Origin of the sequence: Thalassotalea euphylliae, assembly GCF_003390335.1 — a bacterium.
Classification (GTDB): domain Bacteria; phylum Pseudomonadota; class Gammaproteobacteria; order Enterobacterales; family Alteromonadaceae; genus Thalassotalea_F; species Thalassotalea_F euphylliae_B.
This window is the reverse complement of the sequence record NZ_QUOU01000001.1, coordinates 1,373,604-1,392,636: the sequence shown is the minus strand read 5'-3', so window position 1 is coordinate 1,392,636 and position 19,033 is coordinate 1,373,604. Positions and strand designations below refer to the sequence as shown.

The 19,033-nt window shown below is 44.3% G+C and carries 22 protein-coding genes; 8 read left to right on the top strand and 14 right to left on the bottom strand.

Annotation, left to right across the window (positions count from 1 at the left end; genetic code table 11):
- Nucleotides 1-41: 41 nt before the first annotated feature.
- Nucleotides 42-398 carry a winged helix-turn-helix transcriptional regulator gene (locus DXX93_RS06195; RefSeq protein ID WP_116007335.1) on the top strand — a complete coding sequence of 119 codons (357 nt, stop codon included), beginning with the start codon at nucleotides 42-44 and terminating at the stop codon, nucleotides 396-398.
- Between the two features lie 158 nt (nucleotides 399-556).
- Nucleotides 557-763 carry a dodecin gene (locus tag DXX93_RS06190; protein ID WP_116007334.1) on the top strand — a complete coding sequence of 69 codons (207 nt, stop codon included), beginning with the start codon at nucleotides 557-559 and terminating at the stop codon, nucleotides 761-763.
- A gap of 71 nt (nucleotides 764-834) precedes the next feature.
- Here DXX93_RS06190 and DXX93_RS06185 read toward each other — a convergent pair whose 3' ends face one another.
- From DXX93_RS06185 to DXX93_RS06160, 6 genes are all read right to left on the bottom strand, one after another.
- Nucleotides 835-1,722, bottom strand: a complete 888-nt coding sequence (locus DXX93_RS06185; RefSeq protein WP_116007333.1) for a LysR family transcriptional regulator — start codon at nucleotides 1,720-1,722, stop codon at nucleotides 835-837.
- A gap of 90 nt (nucleotides 1,723-1,812) precedes the next feature.
- Nucleotides 1,813-2,067, bottom strand: coding sequence for a Txe/YoeB family addiction module toxin (locus tag DXX93_RS06180; RefSeq protein WP_116007332.1), 255 nt, complete (start codon nucleotides 2,065-2,067; stop codon nucleotides 1,813-1,815).
- Nucleotides 2,064-2,315: a type II toxin-antitoxin system Phd/YefM family antitoxin gene (locus tag DXX93_RS06175; RefSeq protein ID WP_116007331.1), complete on the bottom strand. Its 252-nt coding sequence runs from the start codon at nucleotides 2,313-2,315 to the stop codon at nucleotides 2,064-2,066. Before DXX93_RS06175 ends, DXX93_RS06180 begins: the two co-directional genes overlap by 4 nt.
- Before the next feature lie 119 nt (nucleotides 2,316-2,434).
- On the bottom strand, nucleotides 2,435-3,448 hold the full coding sequence (locus tag DXX93_RS06170; RefSeq protein WP_309545394.1) for a zinc-binding dehydrogenase: 1,014 nt from the start codon (nucleotides 3,446-3,448) through the stop codon (nucleotides 2,435-2,437).
- A gap of 84 nt (nucleotides 3,449-3,532) precedes the next feature.
- Entirely contained in the window at nucleotides 3,533-6,697 is a 3,165-nt protein-coding gene (locus DXX93_RS06165; protein ID WP_116007330.1) for an efflux RND transporter permease subunit, read from the bottom strand.
- Between the two features lie 12 nt (nucleotides 6,698-6,709).
- Nucleotides 6,710-7,891 carry an efflux RND transporter periplasmic adaptor subunit gene (locus tag DXX93_RS06160; protein ID WP_116007329.1) on the bottom strand — a complete coding sequence of 394 codons (1,182 nt, stop codon included), beginning with the start codon at nucleotides 7,889-7,891 and terminating at the stop codon, nucleotides 6,710-6,712.
- Between the two features lie 213 nt (nucleotides 7,892-8,104).
- Here DXX93_RS06160 and DXX93_RS06155 point away from each other — a divergent pair, with 213 nt between their 5' ends.
- On the top strand, nucleotides 8,105-9,079 hold the full coding sequence (locus DXX93_RS06155) for a LysR family transcriptional regulator (protein ID WP_116007328.1): 975 nt from the start codon (nucleotides 8,105-8,107) through the stop codon (nucleotides 9,077-9,079).
- Between the two features lie 127 nt (nucleotides 9,080-9,206).
- Here the strand turns inward: DXX93_RS06155 and DXX93_RS06150 are convergent, their stop codons facing one another.
- On the bottom strand, nucleotides 9,207-10,487 hold the full coding sequence (locus tag DXX93_RS06150) for an NAD(P)/FAD-dependent oxidoreductase (protein ID WP_116007327.1): 1,281 nt from the start codon (nucleotides 10,485-10,487) through the stop codon (nucleotides 9,207-9,209).
- A gap of 437 nt (nucleotides 10,488-10,924) precedes the next feature.
- Between DXX93_RS06150 and DXX93_RS06145 the strand changes: the two genes are divergently transcribed.
- Nucleotides 10,925-11,584, top strand: coding sequence for a fibrobacter succinogenes major paralogous domain-containing protein (locus tag DXX93_RS06145; RefSeq protein ID WP_374188940.1), 660 nt, complete (start codon nucleotides 10,925-10,927; stop codon nucleotides 11,582-11,584).
- A 139-nt stretch (nucleotides 11,585-11,723) separates the two neighbouring features.
- Here DXX93_RS06145 and DXX93_RS06140 read toward each other — a convergent pair whose 3' ends face one another.
- A complete protein-coding gene (locus tag DXX93_RS06140; protein ID WP_116007325.1) occupies nucleotides 11,724-12,062 on the bottom strand; it encodes a hypothetical protein in 339 nt (112 codons plus the stop codon).
- A gap of 75 nt (nucleotides 12,063-12,137) precedes the next feature.
- On the opposite strand from DXX93_RS06140, the gene DXX93_RS06135 reads away from it, so the two are divergent.
- Both DXX93_RS06135 and DXX93_RS20930 read left to right on the top strand, forming a co-directional pair.
- Entirely contained in the window at nucleotides 12,138-12,341 is a 204-nt protein-coding gene (locus DXX93_RS06135) for a hypothetical protein (protein WP_116007324.1), read from the top strand.
- 8 nt (nucleotides 12,342-12,349) lie between these two features.
- Entirely contained in the window at nucleotides 12,350-12,484 is a 135-nt protein-coding gene (locus tag DXX93_RS20930; protein WP_258872596.1) for a hypothetical protein, read from the top strand.
- A gap of 27 nt (nucleotides 12,485-12,511) precedes the next feature.
- On the opposite strand, the gene DXX93_RS06130 is transcribed toward DXX93_RS20930, so the two are convergent.
- Nucleotides 12,512-12,904 (bottom strand): hypothetical protein, encoded by a 393-nt coding sequence (locus DXX93_RS06130; protein ID WP_116007323.1) that lies wholly within the window; start codon nucleotides 12,902-12,904, stop codon nucleotides 12,512-12,514.
- Between the two features lie 245 nt (nucleotides 12,905-13,149).
- Entirely contained in the window at nucleotides 13,150-14,028 is an 879-nt protein-coding gene (locus DXX93_RS06125; protein ID WP_116009847.1) for an AraC family transcriptional regulator, read from the bottom strand.
- A 344-nt stretch (nucleotides 14,029-14,372) separates the two neighbouring features.
- Here DXX93_RS06125 and DXX93_RS06120 point away from each other — a divergent pair, with 344 nt between their 5' ends.
- The gene (locus DXX93_RS06120) at nucleotides 14,373-15,365 is read left to right on the top strand and encodes an SDR family oxidoreductase (RefSeq protein WP_116007322.1); all 993 of its coding nucleotides are present in this window, start codon (nucleotides 14,373-14,375) and stop codon (nucleotides 15,363-15,365) included.
- Nucleotides 15,366-15,444: 79 nt separating this feature from the next.
- Here DXX93_RS06120 and DXX93_RS06115 read toward each other — a convergent pair whose 3' ends face one another.
- From DXX93_RS06115 to DXX93_RS06100, 4 genes are all read right to left on the bottom strand, one after another.
- The gene (locus DXX93_RS06115) at nucleotides 15,445-16,008 is read right to left on the bottom strand and encodes a hypothetical protein (RefSeq protein WP_147302647.1); all 564 of its coding nucleotides are present in this window, start codon (nucleotides 16,006-16,008) and stop codon (nucleotides 15,445-15,447) included.
- A gap of 107 nt (nucleotides 16,009-16,115) precedes the next feature.
- Nucleotides 16,116-16,544 (bottom strand): LysR substrate-binding domain-containing protein, encoded by a 429-nt coding sequence (locus tag DXX93_RS06110; RefSeq protein WP_258872595.1) that lies wholly within the window; start codon nucleotides 16,542-16,544, stop codon nucleotides 16,116-16,118.
- Nucleotides 16,545-16,894: 350 nt separating this feature from the next.
- Nucleotides 16,895-17,350, bottom strand: a complete 456-nt coding sequence (locus DXX93_RS06105) for a hypothetical protein (protein ID WP_116007319.1) — start codon at nucleotides 17,348-17,350, stop codon at nucleotides 16,895-16,897.
- 40 nt (nucleotides 17,351-17,390) lie between these two features.
- A complete protein-coding gene (locus DXX93_RS06100; protein ID WP_116007318.1) occupies nucleotides 17,391-17,846 on the bottom strand; it encodes a hypothetical protein in 456 nt (151 codons plus the stop codon).
- A gap of 460 nt (nucleotides 17,847-18,306) precedes the next feature.
- Here DXX93_RS06100 and DXX93_RS06095 point away from each other — a divergent pair, with 460 nt between their 5' ends.
- Entirely contained in the window at nucleotides 18,307-19,020 is a 714-nt protein-coding gene (locus DXX93_RS06095) for an autoinducer binding domain-containing protein (protein ID WP_116007317.1), read from the top strand.
- Nucleotides 19,021-19,033: the final 13 nt, after the last annotated feature.

Genomic DNA, 19,033 nt, shown 5'->3' with positions numbered 1-19,033 from the left:
TAGTATACTTTTAGTAACCTAGTTAATATCTAGAGAATTTTATGAAAAGTGTTGTAGAAACAGACGATAAAGGTCGTAAAAAAGTTTTAAATGCCTGCTTAGAGCCATGTGCCATTGAAAAAGGCATGCGGTTAATTGGTGGAAAGTGGACAGGTTCGATTATTTATCACTTAAAAGATGAGCCAGTGCGTTTTAACGATTTAACCCGCTTACTTGGCGGCGCAAGCAAGAAAATGATCGACCAACGACTCAAAGAGCTTGAAGCCAATGGTATGGTGCTGCGAACAGTGATCAGCGATCGCCCTGTCGCAGTAAGCTATGAATTGACTGAATTTGGCCGCTCGGCATTATCAATTTTAGAGCAGTTAAGAAGCTGGTCTGAACACAACGACATATAAGGCGCCTACTCAGCTACGTCAGCGAAGTCAGTTTGCTTAAACAAGCCTTGTCGTAAATTACTCGTATCCACCCAATTTACCGTGATGAGCAGAATATTTGATCTATAGTCAGTGCATACCCAAATGGTATGTCGCTTATGTCTTTAACAGGAGATCATATGTCTAATCACACATACAAATTACTCGAATTAACAGGTTCTTCGCCAGATGGTATTGAGCAAGCGGTCAGCAATGCTATCGCAAAAGCGAGCGAGTCTTTACACAATCTTAGGTGGTTTGAAGTCATCGACACTCGCGGGCATATTGACGAGGGAAAAGTCGCTCATTGGCAAGTAACTATCAAGGTTGGATTTACGCTGGATTAACACGTAATAGCATGCGCGTTATTGATTAGTGAACAGTGATTGTTGAAATAGAGCTTTTGACCAGTAACTATTTACAGGCGAATATTTGCTTTTAAAAAGTCGATAAATACCCTGATGCGCTCTGACAACGCGGTTTGCTTATAGTAAACCGCCTGAATTTGCTCCCAAGGGTTGGGAGAAAGCACCGCGCCCGGCAGCAATTCGACTAAGCGGCCTGCGGCTAAATCGCGGTAGATCATAAAATTCGACAGCAGCGCCAAGCCATGATGATGCAGTACAAGTTGCCTGACCGACTCGCCGCTGCTTGCCAAGATAGAGGGCTTTGTTTGGCACGGTTCAACAAGCGCCCAATCATTAAACTTAGGCAGGTCAGCAAAGCCCACGATTTGATGTTCTGCTAACGCCGCAATGCTCTGAGGCTTACCTTGTTTGGCAAGATATTCAGGCGTTGCCACTATTTTTAACGGGCTAATCCCTAAACGACTGGCATGTAAGTTTGAATCATTCAGTTGACCAATACGAATAGCGACATCGGTGCGGCGCTCAAGCAAGTCAATAATGCTTTCATTGGAAATCAGTTCGACCGATATGTCTGGATACGCCGCATTAAACTCTGCCATTAACGGCACAAGTTGATGCAAAACAAATGGGCTTGCGGCATCAACTCTCAGTCGCCCTGATGGCTTGGCATCAGCAAAGAGGAGCTTTTCTTCTGCGTTAGCGAGCGTTGCTAGCGCCTGTTTCGCTTCGCCTAAAAACAACCGCCCTTCTTCGGTTAATTCCACTCGTCGCGTGGTGCGATTAAGCAAAGTTGTATTTAAGCTTTGCTCCAAACGGCTAACATTGCGTGAGATTTTGGCCACTTGCAGCTCAAGTGCCTCTGCCGCACTAGAAAAACCGCCAGTATCAACCACGGCAATAAACGCCGTTAAATCTTCAATTTTTGATTTAACCATAATCGTGATGTTTACACAGAAGGGTCACTATAAATTTAGCCAATCGCGTTACTTATATCTTGGCACTTATATCTCGGTATTAATACCTCACAACTAGTAATGATAACGAAGCTGTGCGATAAGAATGGTTTGGTCTTGGTGCTTATACACAATGCGATGTTCATCATTAATGCGGCGCGACCAATAGCCAGAAAGACCGTGCTTTAAAGGCTCTGGCTTACCTATCCCCTCATATGGCGTTCGCTGTATCTCCTTGATCAGCACATTTATGCGCTTGAGCACTTTTTTGTCAGTGCTCTGCCAATAAAGGTACTCTTGCCATGCCTTCGACGAAAAGGTGAGTTTCACTCCATTAGCTCTCGCTCAGTGCCTTTGCCTGCTTCAAGCTCTGCGATCGATTCCAATAATGCTCTGGCATTTGCTGGAGATCTCAGTAAATAAGTGGTCTCCTGCATCGCTTTGTAGTCTTCTAGCGACATCATCACCACTGGGCTTTCACTTTTGCGGGTGATAATGACAGGTGCATGGTCTTCACACACCTTTTCCATGGTTTTAGCCAAATTTGCCCGTGCGGTTGTATAGCTGATGGCATCCATTGGTTTAATCCGCCTTATAACCTGTACTTAATTCTGTACTTAATCATGTAAAGTGAGTGTAGGTGATGCTATTGATGAATTCAACCTAAGCCTCTTACGATGGTGCTTAAACTCCAAATTTAAGGCGTTATCTGAACAACCTGCTTACCCACTAGCCCACCAGCTACTTGCGCATGCATGGCCTTAGTCACTTGCTCAGCATCAAAGTCTATCGCATGAATTTCAGGGACATGCAGTTGCTTGCTCGCCAGTAGTTCCAGCAAATGATCCCCCATCATACTGAGTTTTTGCTGAGCACATAAATCATTGGCAAGCCAAGCACCGCCGAGTGAAATAGCGTGAATAGCAGGCGAGCGTTCAAACAATAAACTCGCATCAATTGCTGGTAATTCGGTTAAACAGGCAATGCGACCGTTAAAGCGCAGCAGTTCAATATCACGCGCCGTTGCTTCGCCACCAACAGCATCCAGCACCGCGTCTAATGGCTGATAAGCCAAAGCTTGCTTAATCTTATCCACTAAGTGTTTATCGCGATAATCAAAGACGTGATCGGCGCCTAAACAGCTGAGTAATTTATGATTGGCTTTCGATGCTGTCGCCAACACCGTTAGCCCTTTGGCTTTTGCCAGCTGAATCGCAAACTGACCAACTGCGCCTGCCCCCGCTTCAATCAAAATGGTTTCGCCAGCTTCAACTTGCAGCTTACATAAAGCGAGGATTGCCGTCATGCCCGCACAAGGCAAAGCCGCAGCTTGAAGTGGCTCAACACCTTCTGGTAGTAACGATACCGCATGAGCTTCAATCGCGACATATTCGGCAAGCGCGCCCGCTTTTGACAAATCGCTATGCCACAGCACTTGTTTACCAATTAACGGACAATGCGGGCTGTATGAATCAACCACAGTGCCAACGCCATCTAATGCTGGAATATGCGGATATTGCCAAGCACTATGCCCAGCTTTCGCTAACTTGCTATCCACTGGGTTGAGTGCGGCATAGTCAACTTTGATCAGTACTTGACCATCACCAACACTCGGCACGGTTAGCTGAGTTTCAGTGAGTTCAAAGTCTTCACTTGCCGTGGTTAATACCAGTGCTTGCATAGCACTGGTAATCGAATTGCTTGTTTTCACTTATTTCCCCGCTAATACAAACTTACTGCGATAGGTTTAGCACTCAAAATAATCTTTGCTAAACCTATCGCGATTGGCCGTTCCCTAAGTTACTTGCTCGGCTGGTAACGCTGAGGTGGCCTTTTTATTTTTATTAGCTAGTAGCATATAGAAAACTGGCGTAAATAACAGACCAAATACCGTTACCCCAATCATACCGCCAAATACTGCTACGCCCATTGCCTGACGCATTTCTGCGCCAGCACCTGTTGCCAACACAAGCGGTACAACACCGGCGGTAAAGGCAATCGAGGTCATTAAAATTGGGCGTAAACGCAAGCGACAGGCTTCTAAAATTGCCGCTAATGGCGATTGACCCGCGTCTTGAATTTCTTTGGCAAATTCCACCATCAAAATCGCATTTTTACAGGCCAGTGCGACCAGTACGATTAACGCTATTTGGGTGAAAATATTGTTGTCACCGCCAATCATCCAAACACCCAACAAGGCAGAGAAAATGGTCATCGGCACAATCAAAATAATGGCTAATGGTAAACGTAAGCTTTCATATTGCGCAGCTAATACAGTAAACACTAACACCACCACTAATGGGAAGATATAGACCATGGTATTACCGGCTAAAATTTGCTGGTAGGTGACTTCGGTCCACTCGTATTCCATGCCGTTTGGCAAGGTCGCGGCGAGTACTTCTTCAATCGCAAATTGTGCCTGATCAGAGCTATAACCGGGCGCAGGGCTACCGTTTAATTCAGCACTTGGATAACCGTTATAGTGCATCACGCGATCTGGCCCTGTGGTTGGCGTTACTGCCACAACTGCGCCCAACGGTACCATATGCCCTGCGGCATTACGGACTTTTAAGCCAAGAATTTGTTTCGGATCAACACGAAAGTCTGCATCTGCTTGCGCATTAACCTGATAAGTGCGGCCAAACAGGTTGAAATCGTTGACATACAATGAGCCTAAGTAAACTTGCAGCGCATCGAACACTTCCGAAAGCTCTACCCCTAAAATCAAGGCTTGTTCGCGATCCACTTCAATATCCATTTGCGGTACTTGAATGCGGAAAGTTGAGTACAAGCCCATTAACTCTGGGCGTTTCTGCGCTTCACCAATCACCGCTTGTAGTGAGTCAAACAAAGCGTTAAACCCTAAGTTACCTCTGTCTTCAATTTGCAGCTTAAAACCACCCGTTGAACCTAAGCCTTGAATAGGCGGCGGTGGGAAAATCGCGACAAAGGCTTCATCAATGGCCGCAAATTGGCCATTTAAGTTAGCCGCAATGGCATTAGCAGAAAGCTGTGGTTCATTGCGTTCGGTAAAATCTTTTAAGGTCACAAACACAATACCGCTGTTCGGACTGTTGGTAAATCCGTTCACCGACAAACCTGGGAAGGCGACGGTATTGGCAACACCTGGCGTGTTTAGCGCCATATCACCCATTTCTCGGATAACTTCTTCGGTACGATTCAAGCTTGCCGCATCTGGCAATTGCGCAATCGCCACTAGGTACTGCTTGTCTTGCTGAGGAATAAAACCACCCGGCACAGCATTAAACAAGCTGCCAGTTGCGCCCACTAAACCTAGGTATAACACAGACACTAACAGCGAAAAGCGGATCAGCTTTTTCACTAAGTTTTCATAGGCATTAGCACCTCTGTCAAACAACTTATTAAACGGTGTAAATACCACTCTGCTCAGCGTTTTATCTAACACACGTGTTAACCAGTCTGGCTTGGCATCATGCCCTTTTAGCAACAATGCCGATAACGCTGGCGATAACGTTAACGAGTTAAATGCTGAAATCAGGGTTGAGATGGTAATAGTTAAGGCAAATTGCTTATAGAATTGGCCGGATAAACCAGTAATAAAGGCTGTTGGAATAAATACCGCACACAGTACTAGCGCAATGGCAATAATTGGCCCTGTTACTTCGGTCATGGCTTTGCGCGTTGCTGCTAATGGTGATAAACCATCGTGAATATTCCGCTCAACGTTTTCCACCACCACAATGGCATCATCGACGACAATCCCGATGGCGAGAACCAAGCCAAATAGCGAAAGCGTGTTAATTGAAACGCCAATCCACTGCATAATGGCAAAGGTACCGATGAGTGATACAGGCACCGCAATTAATGGGATGATAGATGCGCGCCATGTTTGTAGGAATAAAATCACCACTAGCACCACCAGCACAATCGCTTCTAGCAAAGTCGCGATTACCGCGTCAATCGAACCACGCACAAATACGGTTGGGTCGTAAGCAATTTCATAAGCTACCCCTTGTGGAAAGGCTTTTGACAGCTCGGCCATGGTGCTGCGCACTTCATCAGACAATTCAATAGCATTAGAACCCGGACGCTGGAAAATCGGCATCGCCACCGCAGGCTTACCATTAAGCAGTGAACGTAAGGCATAAGTATTTTGCCCCAGCTCAACACGAGCCACATCTTTCAAGCGTGTAATAGAGCCGTCTTCACCCACTTTAATGACAATATCTTCAAACTCTTCAATTGAGTTCAAGCGCCCTTTTACGTTGAGCAGGACTTGGAATTCACTCTCCACTGGCGTTGGCTGCGCACCTAATGAACCTGCGGCCACTTGACGGTTTTGCTGGCGAACGGCTGAAACAACATCCATTGCCGTCATATTGCGTGAAGCGATGGCATCTGGGTTTAGCCATAAGCGCATCGAGTATTCGCCGCCGCCAAATAGCTGAACATCACCAACACCGCCTAAACGAGCGATCTGATCTTTCACATACAGGCTGGCATAGTTTGATAAGTAGCTGATTTCCCGTGACTCATCTGGCGAGTACAAATGCACGACCATGGTTAAATCAGGCGAAGCTTTTTCGGCGACTACACCCAAGCGCTGCACAGTTGTTGGCAAACGCGGTAAGGCACTGTTTACGCGGTTTTGCACTTGAACTTGTGCTTTGTCTAAGTCAGTACCTAAGGCAAAAGTGACGGTTAAGGTCATGCGGCCATCACTGGTCGCCTGTGAAAACATATACAGCATGTTTTCGGTACCGTTGATTTCTTGCTCAAGCGGCGTTGACACCGTTTCGGCAATCACTTTTGGGTTAGCGCCAGGATAGTTCGCCGTGACCACAACAGTAGGTGGCACAACTTCTGGATATTCACTGACCGGCAGTTGGAATAGAGAAATAGAACCGCCAATCAGGATAATCAGCGACAGCATCGACGCGAATATCGGCCGTTGAATAAAGAAATGAGAAAAATTCACAGCGAGTAACTCCTAGCGAACAGCCGCAAGCGTGTCGGCAGTAGCTGGGTCAACGGTTAGCGCAACCGCGGATAAGTCTAAGGTAACATTGCGCGGGCTGATCACCATGCCAGGGAAGACTTTAGCTGGGCCATTTACCGCAATATTATCTTGAGGGTTTAAACCGTCGGTGATCACACGGTACTGGCCGTAGCGCTCACCTGCGGTCACTTGGCGATATTGCACTGTGTTGTCTTCACCAATCGTTAACACAAAACGGTTTTTCAGATCGGTGCCAATTGCGCGATCTGGCACCAAAATGTGTTTTTCAACATCAGTAGACGCCAGTTTTAAGCGAGCAAAAGAACCAGCTTTTAACGCGCGCTCTTGCGTGTGATTATCAAACGTCGCGCGCACACGAATCGTACCGGTTGACGCATTCACAGCATTATCAACAAAGTCGATATGACCTTGGTATTGGCGCTTAGTATTGCCTGCTAAGGTTAGCGTCACAGGCAATGGCGTGTTTGACGTTACCTTGGCAAAATCTGAGTTCCATGTGCGCTCGTCAATATCAAAGTATGCGTACATTTCATCGTTAGATACAATGTTAGTTAACACACTTTGATTAGCGATAACGTTGTTGCCTTCGGTAATTTCAGCGCGAGAAATCACACCAGTAATTGGCGACTTCACTGAGGTGAATTCTAAATCAAGTAAGGCTGAATCGAGTTGAGCTTTCAGTGCTAACAATTCCGCTTTACGTTGTTTTGAGTCAGCTGAGCGCGATTCCACTTGTTCAATTGAAATGGCACTGCTTTTTCCTAAGTTTAAGGCGCGTTTTTCTCGATTAATCGCCTCTTCCAACGCTGCTTCACCAGCAAGAATTTGCGCGCGTAAGCGATCAACTACCGCTTGAAATGGACGAGGATCGATTTGAAAAAGTGCGTCACCTTGCTGCACCGTTTGCCCTTCGGTAAAGGCAATGCTTTCAACCACACCTGAAACACGCGGCATTAAAATCACGCGCTGCGGCGACTCAAGGCGAGTGGTATAGGTATGCCAAGATTGCACTTCTTGAAAGGCAACTTGTGCAACATCAATTGGCAGCGGTGGCATTTGCATTTGTGGCTCGGCTTCTTGGCTATTACATCCAGCCAAGGTAAGTACCGCGAGCATTGCCGTTACGGAAGCTAATAAATGAAGCTTTTTCATGAAAATATATACCTTGTAATGCGCTAATTACGACCACAAGTGGTCGAGAATTTTATGAAAAGAGATTGGTAAGGGTGACAAGCACAGACTGTGAAACCATGACCAATTTATTGAGCGCTATTGTAAGGCTTTTATTGTTGCCCATTAACCACCTATAATGACACACAGTGTTGCCAATGAAGCACCAATAAAGTTAACTTTGTGGAGATCCGAATGGATATTTCTAGCCGTATGTTGTTGTTTTTGGAAGTTTCTGAGCGCGGCTCATTTGCCAAAGTCGCCGAGCATAGAAAAATCGATCGCTCGGTTGTATCGAAACAAGTCGCCAAGTTAGAGCAAGAATTAGGCGTGCGCTTAATGAATCGTACCACCCGCTCCTTTTCCATTACTGGCGCAGGCCATGATGTGCTGAGAAAAGCGCAAGCGCTCAAAAGCCTGCTTGATGACACGACGCGTGTTGCACAAAACTATCACCAAACGCCGCGGGGCACGCTAAAAATCACCTGTAGCTATTCACTTGCTAAGCAAGTGTTAATGCCTGTGATTACCTCTTTTCAGCAGCGCTTTCCACAAGTTAACGTAGAATTATTCACCGGCGATAAAGTCGTCGATATTATTGCTGATGGTTTTGATTTAGCGATCCGCGTTGGTGAGCAAAAAGATTCATCTATGGTCGCCCGTTACCTTGCTCGTAATCGCTTAATGTTGCTTGCCGCGCCAAGCTTTATTGAACGCTTTGGCGAGCCCAAAACACTTGAAGAACTGGCAAGCTTGCCTGCTACTTGCTATGCCGGCGAGCAAATTCGGCCGGATTATATCGATTATGCCGACGAGCAAAACCAAACACAGCGTGTGCATCTAAATTGGCAATTTGCCTGTAACGAAGTAGAGTTAATGCGTGACCATGTGCTTTCTGGCGCTTCGTTTTATCTAGCCCCTGCGTTTCATATGCAAGACGATATCAGCGCTGGTCGCCTAGTGCCGATCATGACCGACTTAAAACTACTGGATTTTACTGCGATTTATGCAGTATACCCGCACCGAGATTTACCGCTTAGAGCACGCCTTTTTTTTGATGCATTAAAAGAATATATCGGTGATAAAACTCCGATTTGGGAGCAGAATATTCCGAACTTTGAAAAAATGTACGGTAACCCAACGCGTGAAGAGTGGAACAACCAAGCCTAAACCATTAACCGCTAGCTAAAGATAAAAGGTACTAAAGTTAAAAAGGCACCAATAGGCGCCTTTGCTCAAGTACTGGCTTTAGTACTCGCTTAAGTACTGGCTTTAGTACTCGCTTAAATACTGGAACTTAGTGCAGCTTCATTTTGGGTCGAGTCACTTTCACTAACCGTTCGGCAAACCACAAAATCGTGGCTCGCACTTGGCCGTGAATAGCGGCTTGGTGCATACGATACAAAGAAACATACACCAGCTTGGCAATACGTCCTTCAATAAACATGCTGCCTTTGGTGAGATTGCCCATTAAACTGCCCACAGTACTAAAACGAGACAAATTTACCAGCGAGCCATAATCCATATAGCGATATTCTTTCGGCGTCAGCCCTTTGCGCTTACGTAAAATATTTTCTTTGACTACGCTCGCCATTTGGTGTGCTGACTGCGCTCTGGGTGGCACCCAACTTTCATCTGGGTTTTGAAAACCGCAGGCATCACCCAATACATAAATATCGTTATTAAACGTTGAAGTCAGGTCTTTATTGACTAGCACTTGCCCCATACGATTGGTTTCGACGCCTTTAATTTGTGCTAAAAATTCAGGGGCTTTTACCCCTGCCGCCCAGATCATAATATCGGCTTGCAGTTTTTCATCTTCGCTGGTGACAAAGCCATCATGCTCTGCGCGCTGCACCCGCGTTTGCTCTAATACTTCAACGCCTATCTTTTCTAACTCACGTTTCGCAGCGCTTGCAATGCGATCAGGCAAGGCGGGTAAAATACGCGGTCCAGCTTCTATTAGGCGAATTTTAAGCTGCTCTGCGGCCATATGCTCAAAACCATAGCTGCCCAGCATTTCGGTAACATGAAATAGCTCTGCCGCCAGCTCAACACCAGTCGCGCCTGCGCCAACTATATCAATGTGCAGCTCTTGCTTGGATTCGTCCTGACTAATTCGGGTAAAAGTGCTTAATAAAGTTTTGTGAAAGCGCTCAGCCTGTTGATGACTATCAAGAAAATAGCAATGCTCAGCCACGCCAGGCGTGCCAAAATCATTACTGACACTACCAACCGCTAACACTAATTGATCGTAGTGTAGTTGGCGCGTGCCGAGATTATGCTCGTCGCTGACGGGCTCTAAGGTCAGGGTTTTGTTGTCAGGGTTAACACCACTCAAACAGCCAAGCTGAAAGTGATAGCCATGACGTGCGCCATGCGCGTGATAAACCACGGCATTTAAGCCAGCATCAAAGGTGCCAGAGGCGACCTCGTGCAATAAAGGTTTCCACACATGGGTGCGGTTTTTGTCTACCAAGATGATCTTGGCTTGGTTTTTTCGGCCTAGTTTATGGCCTAATTGGGTTGCTAATTCAAGGCCGCCAGCCCCTCCTCCAACGATAACAATAGTTTGCATAGAAAAGTCCTTAAAAGTAATAAAGGACTGGCGTCGACAAATTTTTTAGCAGCTCACCTAGCATTTAAAAACACAAGGAAAAATACAGGAAGAGCGCTAGCCAAAACAATCCAACTTCAGTGCTTTATCACTTAAAAGCAACATCATACTAACACAATTTGTACGGTAATTTTAAAGAATCCTTTGGTGTTAATAAGTTAGCTCAAAAGTGCTGTGCTGAAGCAGTGCTTCGGAATTTCGAATTAGCAAATAGTTGATATGACCTTGATACAAATAGGCTATTTTTGAAGACGATATTACCTAGCAGGTTAACCTTAGCAACGATAAAGTGGCTCGCAAAAGTTCAACCAAGGTAATTCACCATGAAGCCGCTAATATTAGCGTTAGGAGCCATAGTGTCACTGACCACCGTAACACCCGTTAATGCGTTAGATTCAATATCATATAGCCAAACGTATACAAACAGCGAAGCGCAAGCAGATAGCAAAGCCCAACCTAGTGTCCAAGACAGTGAGGGCAATAGCTATCGCACCGTAAAAATAGGTGATCAAATCTGGCTCGCAGAAAATCTAAGAAGCACTAAATTTCAAGATGGTTCAGCGATAAACACAGCCTTTATTCCAGATGACGATGAAAATAAGCTGTTAACCTATGGTCGGCTCTACAACTGGCATGATGTGGTCGACGAGCGAAATATCTGCCCTGAAGGATGGCGTGTTGCCACTGACGCCGATTGGCAAACTTTGGAAAAAACCATTGGTATGGCGGATGCTGATCTCAATAAAGAAGGTTGGCGAGGTGATAATGATCTTGCTATCACCCTTAAAGAAGCACAGCCAGATAGCTGGTTTAAAAAATTCGATCAATCAAAAGTGAATCAATCTCGTTTTTCTGCCAGACCAGCTGGTGTCAAATGGGGTCGCTTTTATCTCACACAAGGCATATACACAGAGTTTTGGACAAGCACGGGGGCAACCGATAAAAAAGCCTATAATCGAACGCTCGTTTACCCTTGGTGGAATCCTCACAAAGGTGAAATAAACCGCGTCAAGATATCGAAAGACTATATGTTTTCCGTGCGCTGTATCAAAATCTAATATGAGACAGAATAACCGCTTTGTGTCATTTTCGGATGGTTGTAGCGTTTAAATAAAGGGCTAAAAATACTTGGTTAAACATAGCGACGAAAGAGCACAAGCCGAGCGTTTGTACCCTTTCGAGTGACTTATAAGTCGTTTACTCGCAAACTAATTTACTAATTAGTTTGGATATATCACTCATGCCGTTCTCAATTGTGTTACTCAAAAGTCCACTTCTACAGTATGAAGGAACAATAAGGTCTAACTTTTTAAGTTCATTGTGCTGAGATATTATTTCCAGATAAGACATGAGCAGTTCAGGTTTTGTTGTTCTTCTAGAAAGATCTTTTTTAACCTTTTCTTCATAACGTTTTATTTCATACTCATCTTCATCATCATACTTAGCCAAATATACTTCACTGCCGAGTCTTTTTTGAGACCAATTTAATTTGGCTAATAAACTTTTTATTTCATGTTGTAGTTCTTCTGTCCCCATTTGTCCCTAACACCTTTGTTACTTTATGAATGTCCCAGCGGGGACAATAAATTTAATTTTAAAAAGGAAAAAATTATGCCAAAAAATTCAATGTCTAAAGCCGCTGCTGCTCGAATTCAGGCAGCTGAAGCAAATGCCAATAATGGTAAGGTTTCCAAAGGCGGTTTTGCTGCAAGAGCGCAAGCAGCCGCAGCTAACAACACGCCACCAAATGGTCCTAGTAAAACAGGAAATCCATCTGGCAAAGGTCGTGGGAACAATCCACCAAAAAGCAAATAGGAGGCTCCATGCCTGATACTTCCAACATGTCTGACGAAGAGCTAGATCTGTGGTCAGATATCAACAATCCGAATAACGATGCTGATATGGATGACTGGGCTGATGCTCACAATCCAAACAATGACGATTATTTAGATAATTAACTTACCAGTAGCTTGGGCTTGCCCAAGCTACTTACATGACTTTGCATTTCTTTCAAAGGCTTGCAAAAAGCCTTTTTCATTTACTTTATATCTAATATAAGAAATTTCATTCATCGTATCTTCTAAGGCACAAAGACATAATTTTTTCTTTGAGCCATATGAACTGTGAGATAACGGCTTTTTATACGAGCTAGAGCATGCTTCTAAAACAGCATATTCAACATTAAGAGGGTATCTATTGTCAGTAATTGCATAATCGATAAACTGACTTCCTCCATATGCTAGCATTGCAGCTAGTCCAGCCGCCTTTAACGGTTTCTTCACTGTAAATCGTTCAATAACATTTGCACAGGTTTTACAATGAAATTTAACCGTTGCACCAATTTCGGATTTCTCGCCGCAACTACATGACTCTGACATTAGCACTCCATGCTAGATTTAGACTGATAACAGTATATTATGTAGACATCTCAGTATTATATGTCTTCGACTTCGCCTTTAAATTACCAGAAACCTCTAGTAATTCAAGTTGTTATGATAATAAGTAGTACTTTGTAATAGCAACAATAAGATATTACAGAGAGCTGCCAGATTAAATATAAGCTACTGCACCTAATACCTACCTGCATCTAATATCTGGAACGATGGCATAATACAGCGCTCTTTTACTTGCTTTGCGCCCACTGCTTGGGTGATTGACCGTATAGTCGCTTAAAATCTCGGCTAAATTGTGACGAGCTTTCATAGCCCATTGCCAGTGCTGCCGTGCTGACATTCTCACCACTGGCAATGCGCATTGCAGCATTATTTAATCGCATGGATTTAACAAATTGTATTGGCGACATAGTGGTTGCTTGCTTAAACTTGCGATGAAAAACAGCGCGGCTCATGCCCACTTGCGACGCAAGCTCGTCAATCGTCACGCTTTTACCTAAATGTGTCGATAAATATTCAATTGAGCGAGCAATTTCATTGCCCATACCGAACGCTCGCTTCACTGACTGCCCTGCTTGCCCTTCCAGTACAGCGTAATAAAACTCTCGTAATCGACTATCCCCTAGTATTTTCATTTGAGTTGGGTTAGCCAGTAATTGCAACAAACGTAGCAACGCATCAGTAAAACTATCATCCCATGTTGCCAAGCTTAAGCTCGGTGATTGGTCGCTATGTTTAGGTTGTTTCATAACACTGGTTGTACTGGCTAATTCGATTACCAGTTCAGTCATTACCTTAGTATCAAGCGAGATATAAACGCCTAACAGTGGCTGTTCAGGTGAAGCCAAAGGTGTGCCTGCTTCAACTGGCATCGACATAGTGCAGCACATGTATTGGTCGCTGCCATAGCTAAAACGCTGACCATCGAGTATCGCCTCTTTAGTACCGCTAACAATGGCGATAATTGCTGGCTCGTATATCGCCGGTGCACATCGCACTGCGTCAGTTACTTTAAAAAGTTGTACGCCTTTAATACCGGTATCGATTAACGCTTCTGCACTGACCTTGCTTTCACTTGTCGGCTTTTCACTAAGCTGTTGCTCGCCCATGGTTTGCTGACTTACCTGAGCCTCAATTAGTTGCCTTATTTGTTGTTTTAGCGCGTCTTTATTGCTCATATTTACGTTCTACTTGTTAGCCTAGCCAACTATCTTGACTCCCGAGCCCACATTTTAACAGTTCACCAAATCACTAAATTAACACCAATACGATACAAATAGGCAAGTTTTAACGACTTTATCGCCTATTAGCTACAAATATTGAGATTTATAGTATTTTACCTGAGCAAGTGCTTCAAGCTTATTAAGCATATGGGTTAACGACCGAAACCCGCAATAACGGTGACTTGCCAACCCATTTAGTACTTTAGCAACACGTATTCAGGAGTTAGACGATGACTACACAACAATTTGGCAAATACGGCTGGAGCCCCGAGCGAATCAGATCATTAGCGGGCAAAACTTATGTTATTACCGGTGCAAATTCAGGCACAGGTTTTGAAGCTGCCCGTATTTTCCTGTCAAAGGGCGCGAAGGTAGTGATGATGAATCGCAATCCTGAAAAATCAGCAGTAGCCATCGGCAAGCTTCAGCAAGAGTTGGGTACCAGTTGCCCGGTCAGCTTTATTCAAATGGACTTGGCAAGCTTAGCGTCAGTGAGCGAAGCTGCTGCACAGTTGTTGGAATCAGTACCGCAAATCGATGCACTGATCTGTAATGCCGCAATTGCACAAGTTGCTCAGCAAGAAATCACCACTGATGGCTTTGAGAGTCAGCTTGGTGTCAACCATTTTGGTCATTTTTTGCTATGTGGCCTGTTGTTTAATCGCATTGAAGCATCAAGCGGTCGTATCGTGGTGGTAGGCAGCAACGCCTATAAAATGGGACTAAAAACTATTCAGTTTGACGATCTAAATTTTGACGCAAAGTACACCGCATGGAATGCTTATGCACAAAGTAAATTGGCTCAGCTGATGTTTGCCTATGAGTTGCAATATCGCTTAGCCAACCATTTTGCCAGCCGTTTGGCCAGCCCTTTAACCATCGGTAAGGACACTAAAGGCTCAAACGTTGAAGTACACGTCTGTCATCCCGGAGCATCGCGCACTAATTTATTGATGGATACTGCCAGCACATTTAACAAAGCACTTTGGTCTGTGCTCTCACGCGTTATCGCCCAACCCGCCGAAAAAGGCGCTTGGCCTCAGGTAATGTGTGCGACAGAGCAAGACTTAAAACCACAGCGTTACTATGGGCCAACAAAACGCGCACAAACGGTTGGCGCCGTTGATGAATGCCAATTGGAAGCACTGGCGCTAGAGAGAGAAGTCGCCACTAAACTTTGGCAAGTATCTGAGCAGAAAACGGGGTTTACTTGGCCGTTTTAGTTAGCTATTTGGGGTTATTCGGTTAAGTTCTTAGCGAGTTAGAAGCTTTGTTTAAAACAAAACAGCCACTAGCCCCTAACTAAATATCAATATAAGGATACTTAATTTCACTAACTGGCACGATATAAAAACTTACCCCCGCAATCGAATATTTCGGCAGTTGATAAGCGGGATCAAAGCTTGTCGGTGTACTAACGGCTTTTCTAAAGCGAATGTTTCTAAGGATAAGGTCTGAAAAGGCATTCACATCATTGGGAGAGAAGGCCAGAATATTGCGGTCAATCACCAAGGAAAAGCCGTTAAATATATTGGTAGAGTCGCAAGAGAAGCCGCAGTAACCAAAGTAGTCAGATAAGTTAGAGCCGATGCGGATCACTTCTTTAACAAACTCCTTCTCGCCAAACAAATAGGCAATTTTTCGCTCGAATAAATCACTGTTCAAACCGACAAACTGACTCATCAAGCTACACTTTGCATGGGCATTGATAAGATCAGTCAGCAACTGATTGTTGGCATGAATTAGCTCAATTTCAGACACTTGGTTCGATTGGTGTAACGCAATTAGCGAGTCACACTTTTTCTCAAGCGTATCGAAATAAGCAACAAAATAAGCGGTAAAATGAGAGAGCGTAGATTTCAACAAATTCATCAGCATCGGACGTCATACTATTCAACAACTTATTTAAATTTAGTTCGCCTTGCGCGGTTCAGCAATTTACCCAGCGCTCCACCGCTGAACGAGTCTAACCCTCACGCCTTGCGCTCAGCTGGCGGCATTAATTTTTCCAATAGAAAGTCAATCAATACTCTAACGCGTTTGGCTTTTTGCGCGTCTTGGTGAAAATACACATATAGTGCTGAATACGGATACCAATACTCAGGTAGAACAGGAACCAGCTGGCCGCTGTCGATTAATTCAGTGACTAACGGCTCAACGATACGGCCTATTCCTAAGCCCTTTAGCGCGGCGTCGACCATTAGGCTGGTATCATTCACGATTAAGGCATTAGGCATTTCCACCGTCACTGTTTGACCATTATCGTTAAGCAATACTGGCACTAATTGGTTCGAAGTAATAAAGCGATATTGGATCAGCTTATGTTGCTGTAATTCGTTTGGTGATGTTGGTAAGCCGTATTGTTTTATATAATCTGGTGAAACAAAAAATGCTTCTTTCATTGGTTTGGTTAACTGGCGCGCCACCATGCTCTGCTCGACGCGATCGCCAAAGCGATCCTGCTCAGTATTGTCGAATTAAGAGACCAACAGTCAGATTTATACAAGCTCGCGAATCGCTGGGGAAGTCAAGGTTTAAGCTCGCCTGAAAATTATCAAACATTAGTCGAACTAACTCCAAGTTATGCCGATTACTATGCTTGAGCTATTTGAGTTGCAGTTTTAACTCTTTAAAACGGTAACTCAATCGCCAGCTCATTGGGTTACTGGCGAGATTTTTTATTCGATGAGCAAGCGCTCATTTGATTTGGGTACGCTTAGCCTAATTGCCGCTAAGCGTACCTATATTTATATCATCCAATTCGCTTTAATATCTCAATCACACTTTCCATTTTTTTAAGGGATTCTTGTGTCGGTTTCCCATGCCTCTTGATGGCTTCATAATCTAACATCATCCCTTCTAAATGATTGCGCTTTTTGGATAAGTCATCATCAATACTTGCTGGTCTATACATATCGAATTTTTCAGCCTCTGTTATCAAGTTATTGTCATATAACTCTTGCGCCATAGCTAATACCTCATGGCCGGTAATATTGGTTACATCATATTTTTCAGTAATCGCTTGCCATTTGGCGTTAATATCGGCATCACTGCTGGCTTGGCCTGCACTACTGATAGTTGCCTTATCTGTGGTGGTGCTATTTGCCTGTGCGGTGCTCTCTTGGTTTTGCTGGTAAATTGCCGCAGTCATCGTTGATTGCTTTATTTGAGTGGCTTGGCGGGTGGGGGCAATATGGTTTGTGATCATGGGTGGTTCCTTATCCTTTGTGGCTAGTCCGCCTTATTAATTAGCCAATTCGCTTTAATATCTCGATAACACGCTGATCTGCTTTAAGGGCCCCTTGACTATACTCGCCATGCATCTTAATGGCTTCATAATCTAACATCCTACCTTCTAAATGATTGCGCTTTTTGGATAAGTCATCATCAATACCAGCAGGTATATACATATCGAGTTTTTCAGCCCCAGTTATCAAGTTATTGTCATATAACTCTTGCGCCATGGCTATCACCTCATGGCCGGTAATATTCGTTACATCATATTTTTTAGCAATCGCTTGCCATTTGGCGTCAATATCGGCATCACTGCTGGCTTGACCGGCACTACTGATGGTTGCCTTATCTGTAGTGGTGCTTGTGGTCTTTGTCGTATTTTCTTGATTTTGCTGGTAGACGGCAGTACTTATTATTGTTTGCTGTATTGAAGCGGTTTGGTTGGTTTGCGCTATTCGGTTAGTTAGCATGATTGTCCTCTGCAATATTAATGACACTTTGGCTTGAATTAATCTTGATCAGGCAAGTCACGCAAGTCACGCAAGTCACGCACCAAAGATAATTAACCTAGTACTTATGCTAGGTTTTTACAGCTAAATTAATGGATAATTTGCTTTTTTGGCAGTGTTCAGAAATGATCAAACGTAGCATCGGCAAGGGTTGGCACTGATGCGGCAAATTATTGTCACTGGATGTATCGCGAGGGAAAGAGATGCGCAGTTCAACTCTTAACTGTTTAGCTTTTACGATTGTATATGCCTTAGTACCTTGTATACTTTACACCGCTTAAACACAGTCAATGTCATCGAACTTTATGTCGTTTTTAACCGGGCTTGTGTTTAAAAGATATGTCCAAAGTAAAAGTGTTATGGCAAGCATAAATAAAACGCTAAACACTTTTCACCCGATCAGATAATAGCTTGTGCAGTAATGACTCCAGTTTTTTCAACCTCTTTTTTTCAAACCCTTCAAGAAATGACTCATGTTTCCACTGAGTCTGAGCTGTTTAAACACCTCAAGTCGGCAATACACTATTTAGAATTCGATTACTACGCCTATGGTTTGTGTATTGCTTCGCCAGTGACTAGGCCAACCTTCACACTGCGCAACAACTACCCGGAGCAGTGGCAACATAGATATGAGAAAAACCAATATATCCATATTGATCCGACAGTAGCACATGGGCTGCAATCCACTCGACCGCTTGCTTGGTCAGGACAAAAAAAGCGCAGTAAAAAAGCGTTTTGGCAAGAGGCCGAAGCCTATGGCCTCAAGTCGGGCTGGGCGCAATCGGCACTGTTAAAACCGGGTGCAACGGGCATGCTAACTGTAGCAACGAATGATCAATCCCCCTTGTCGCAAGCTAAACAGCTACATTTATTAAGCTTGAGTAATACCTTCCAATCGGTCTACGGTGAGCTTGTCGTGCCGCATAAAACGACCACCCATGACGTTAAGCTAACCAAACGAGAAAAAGAAATCCTTAAATGGTGTGCCGATGGCAAAACATCGGATGAAATTGCGATGATACTTAACGTCACCAAAAGCACGGTTTCTTTTCACCTCGCGAATGCGGTAAACAAATTAGGCGTTTGTAATAAAACCGCTGCCGCCGTTAAGGCCATTCAGTATAACCTGCTGTAGCTCGTCTACATCT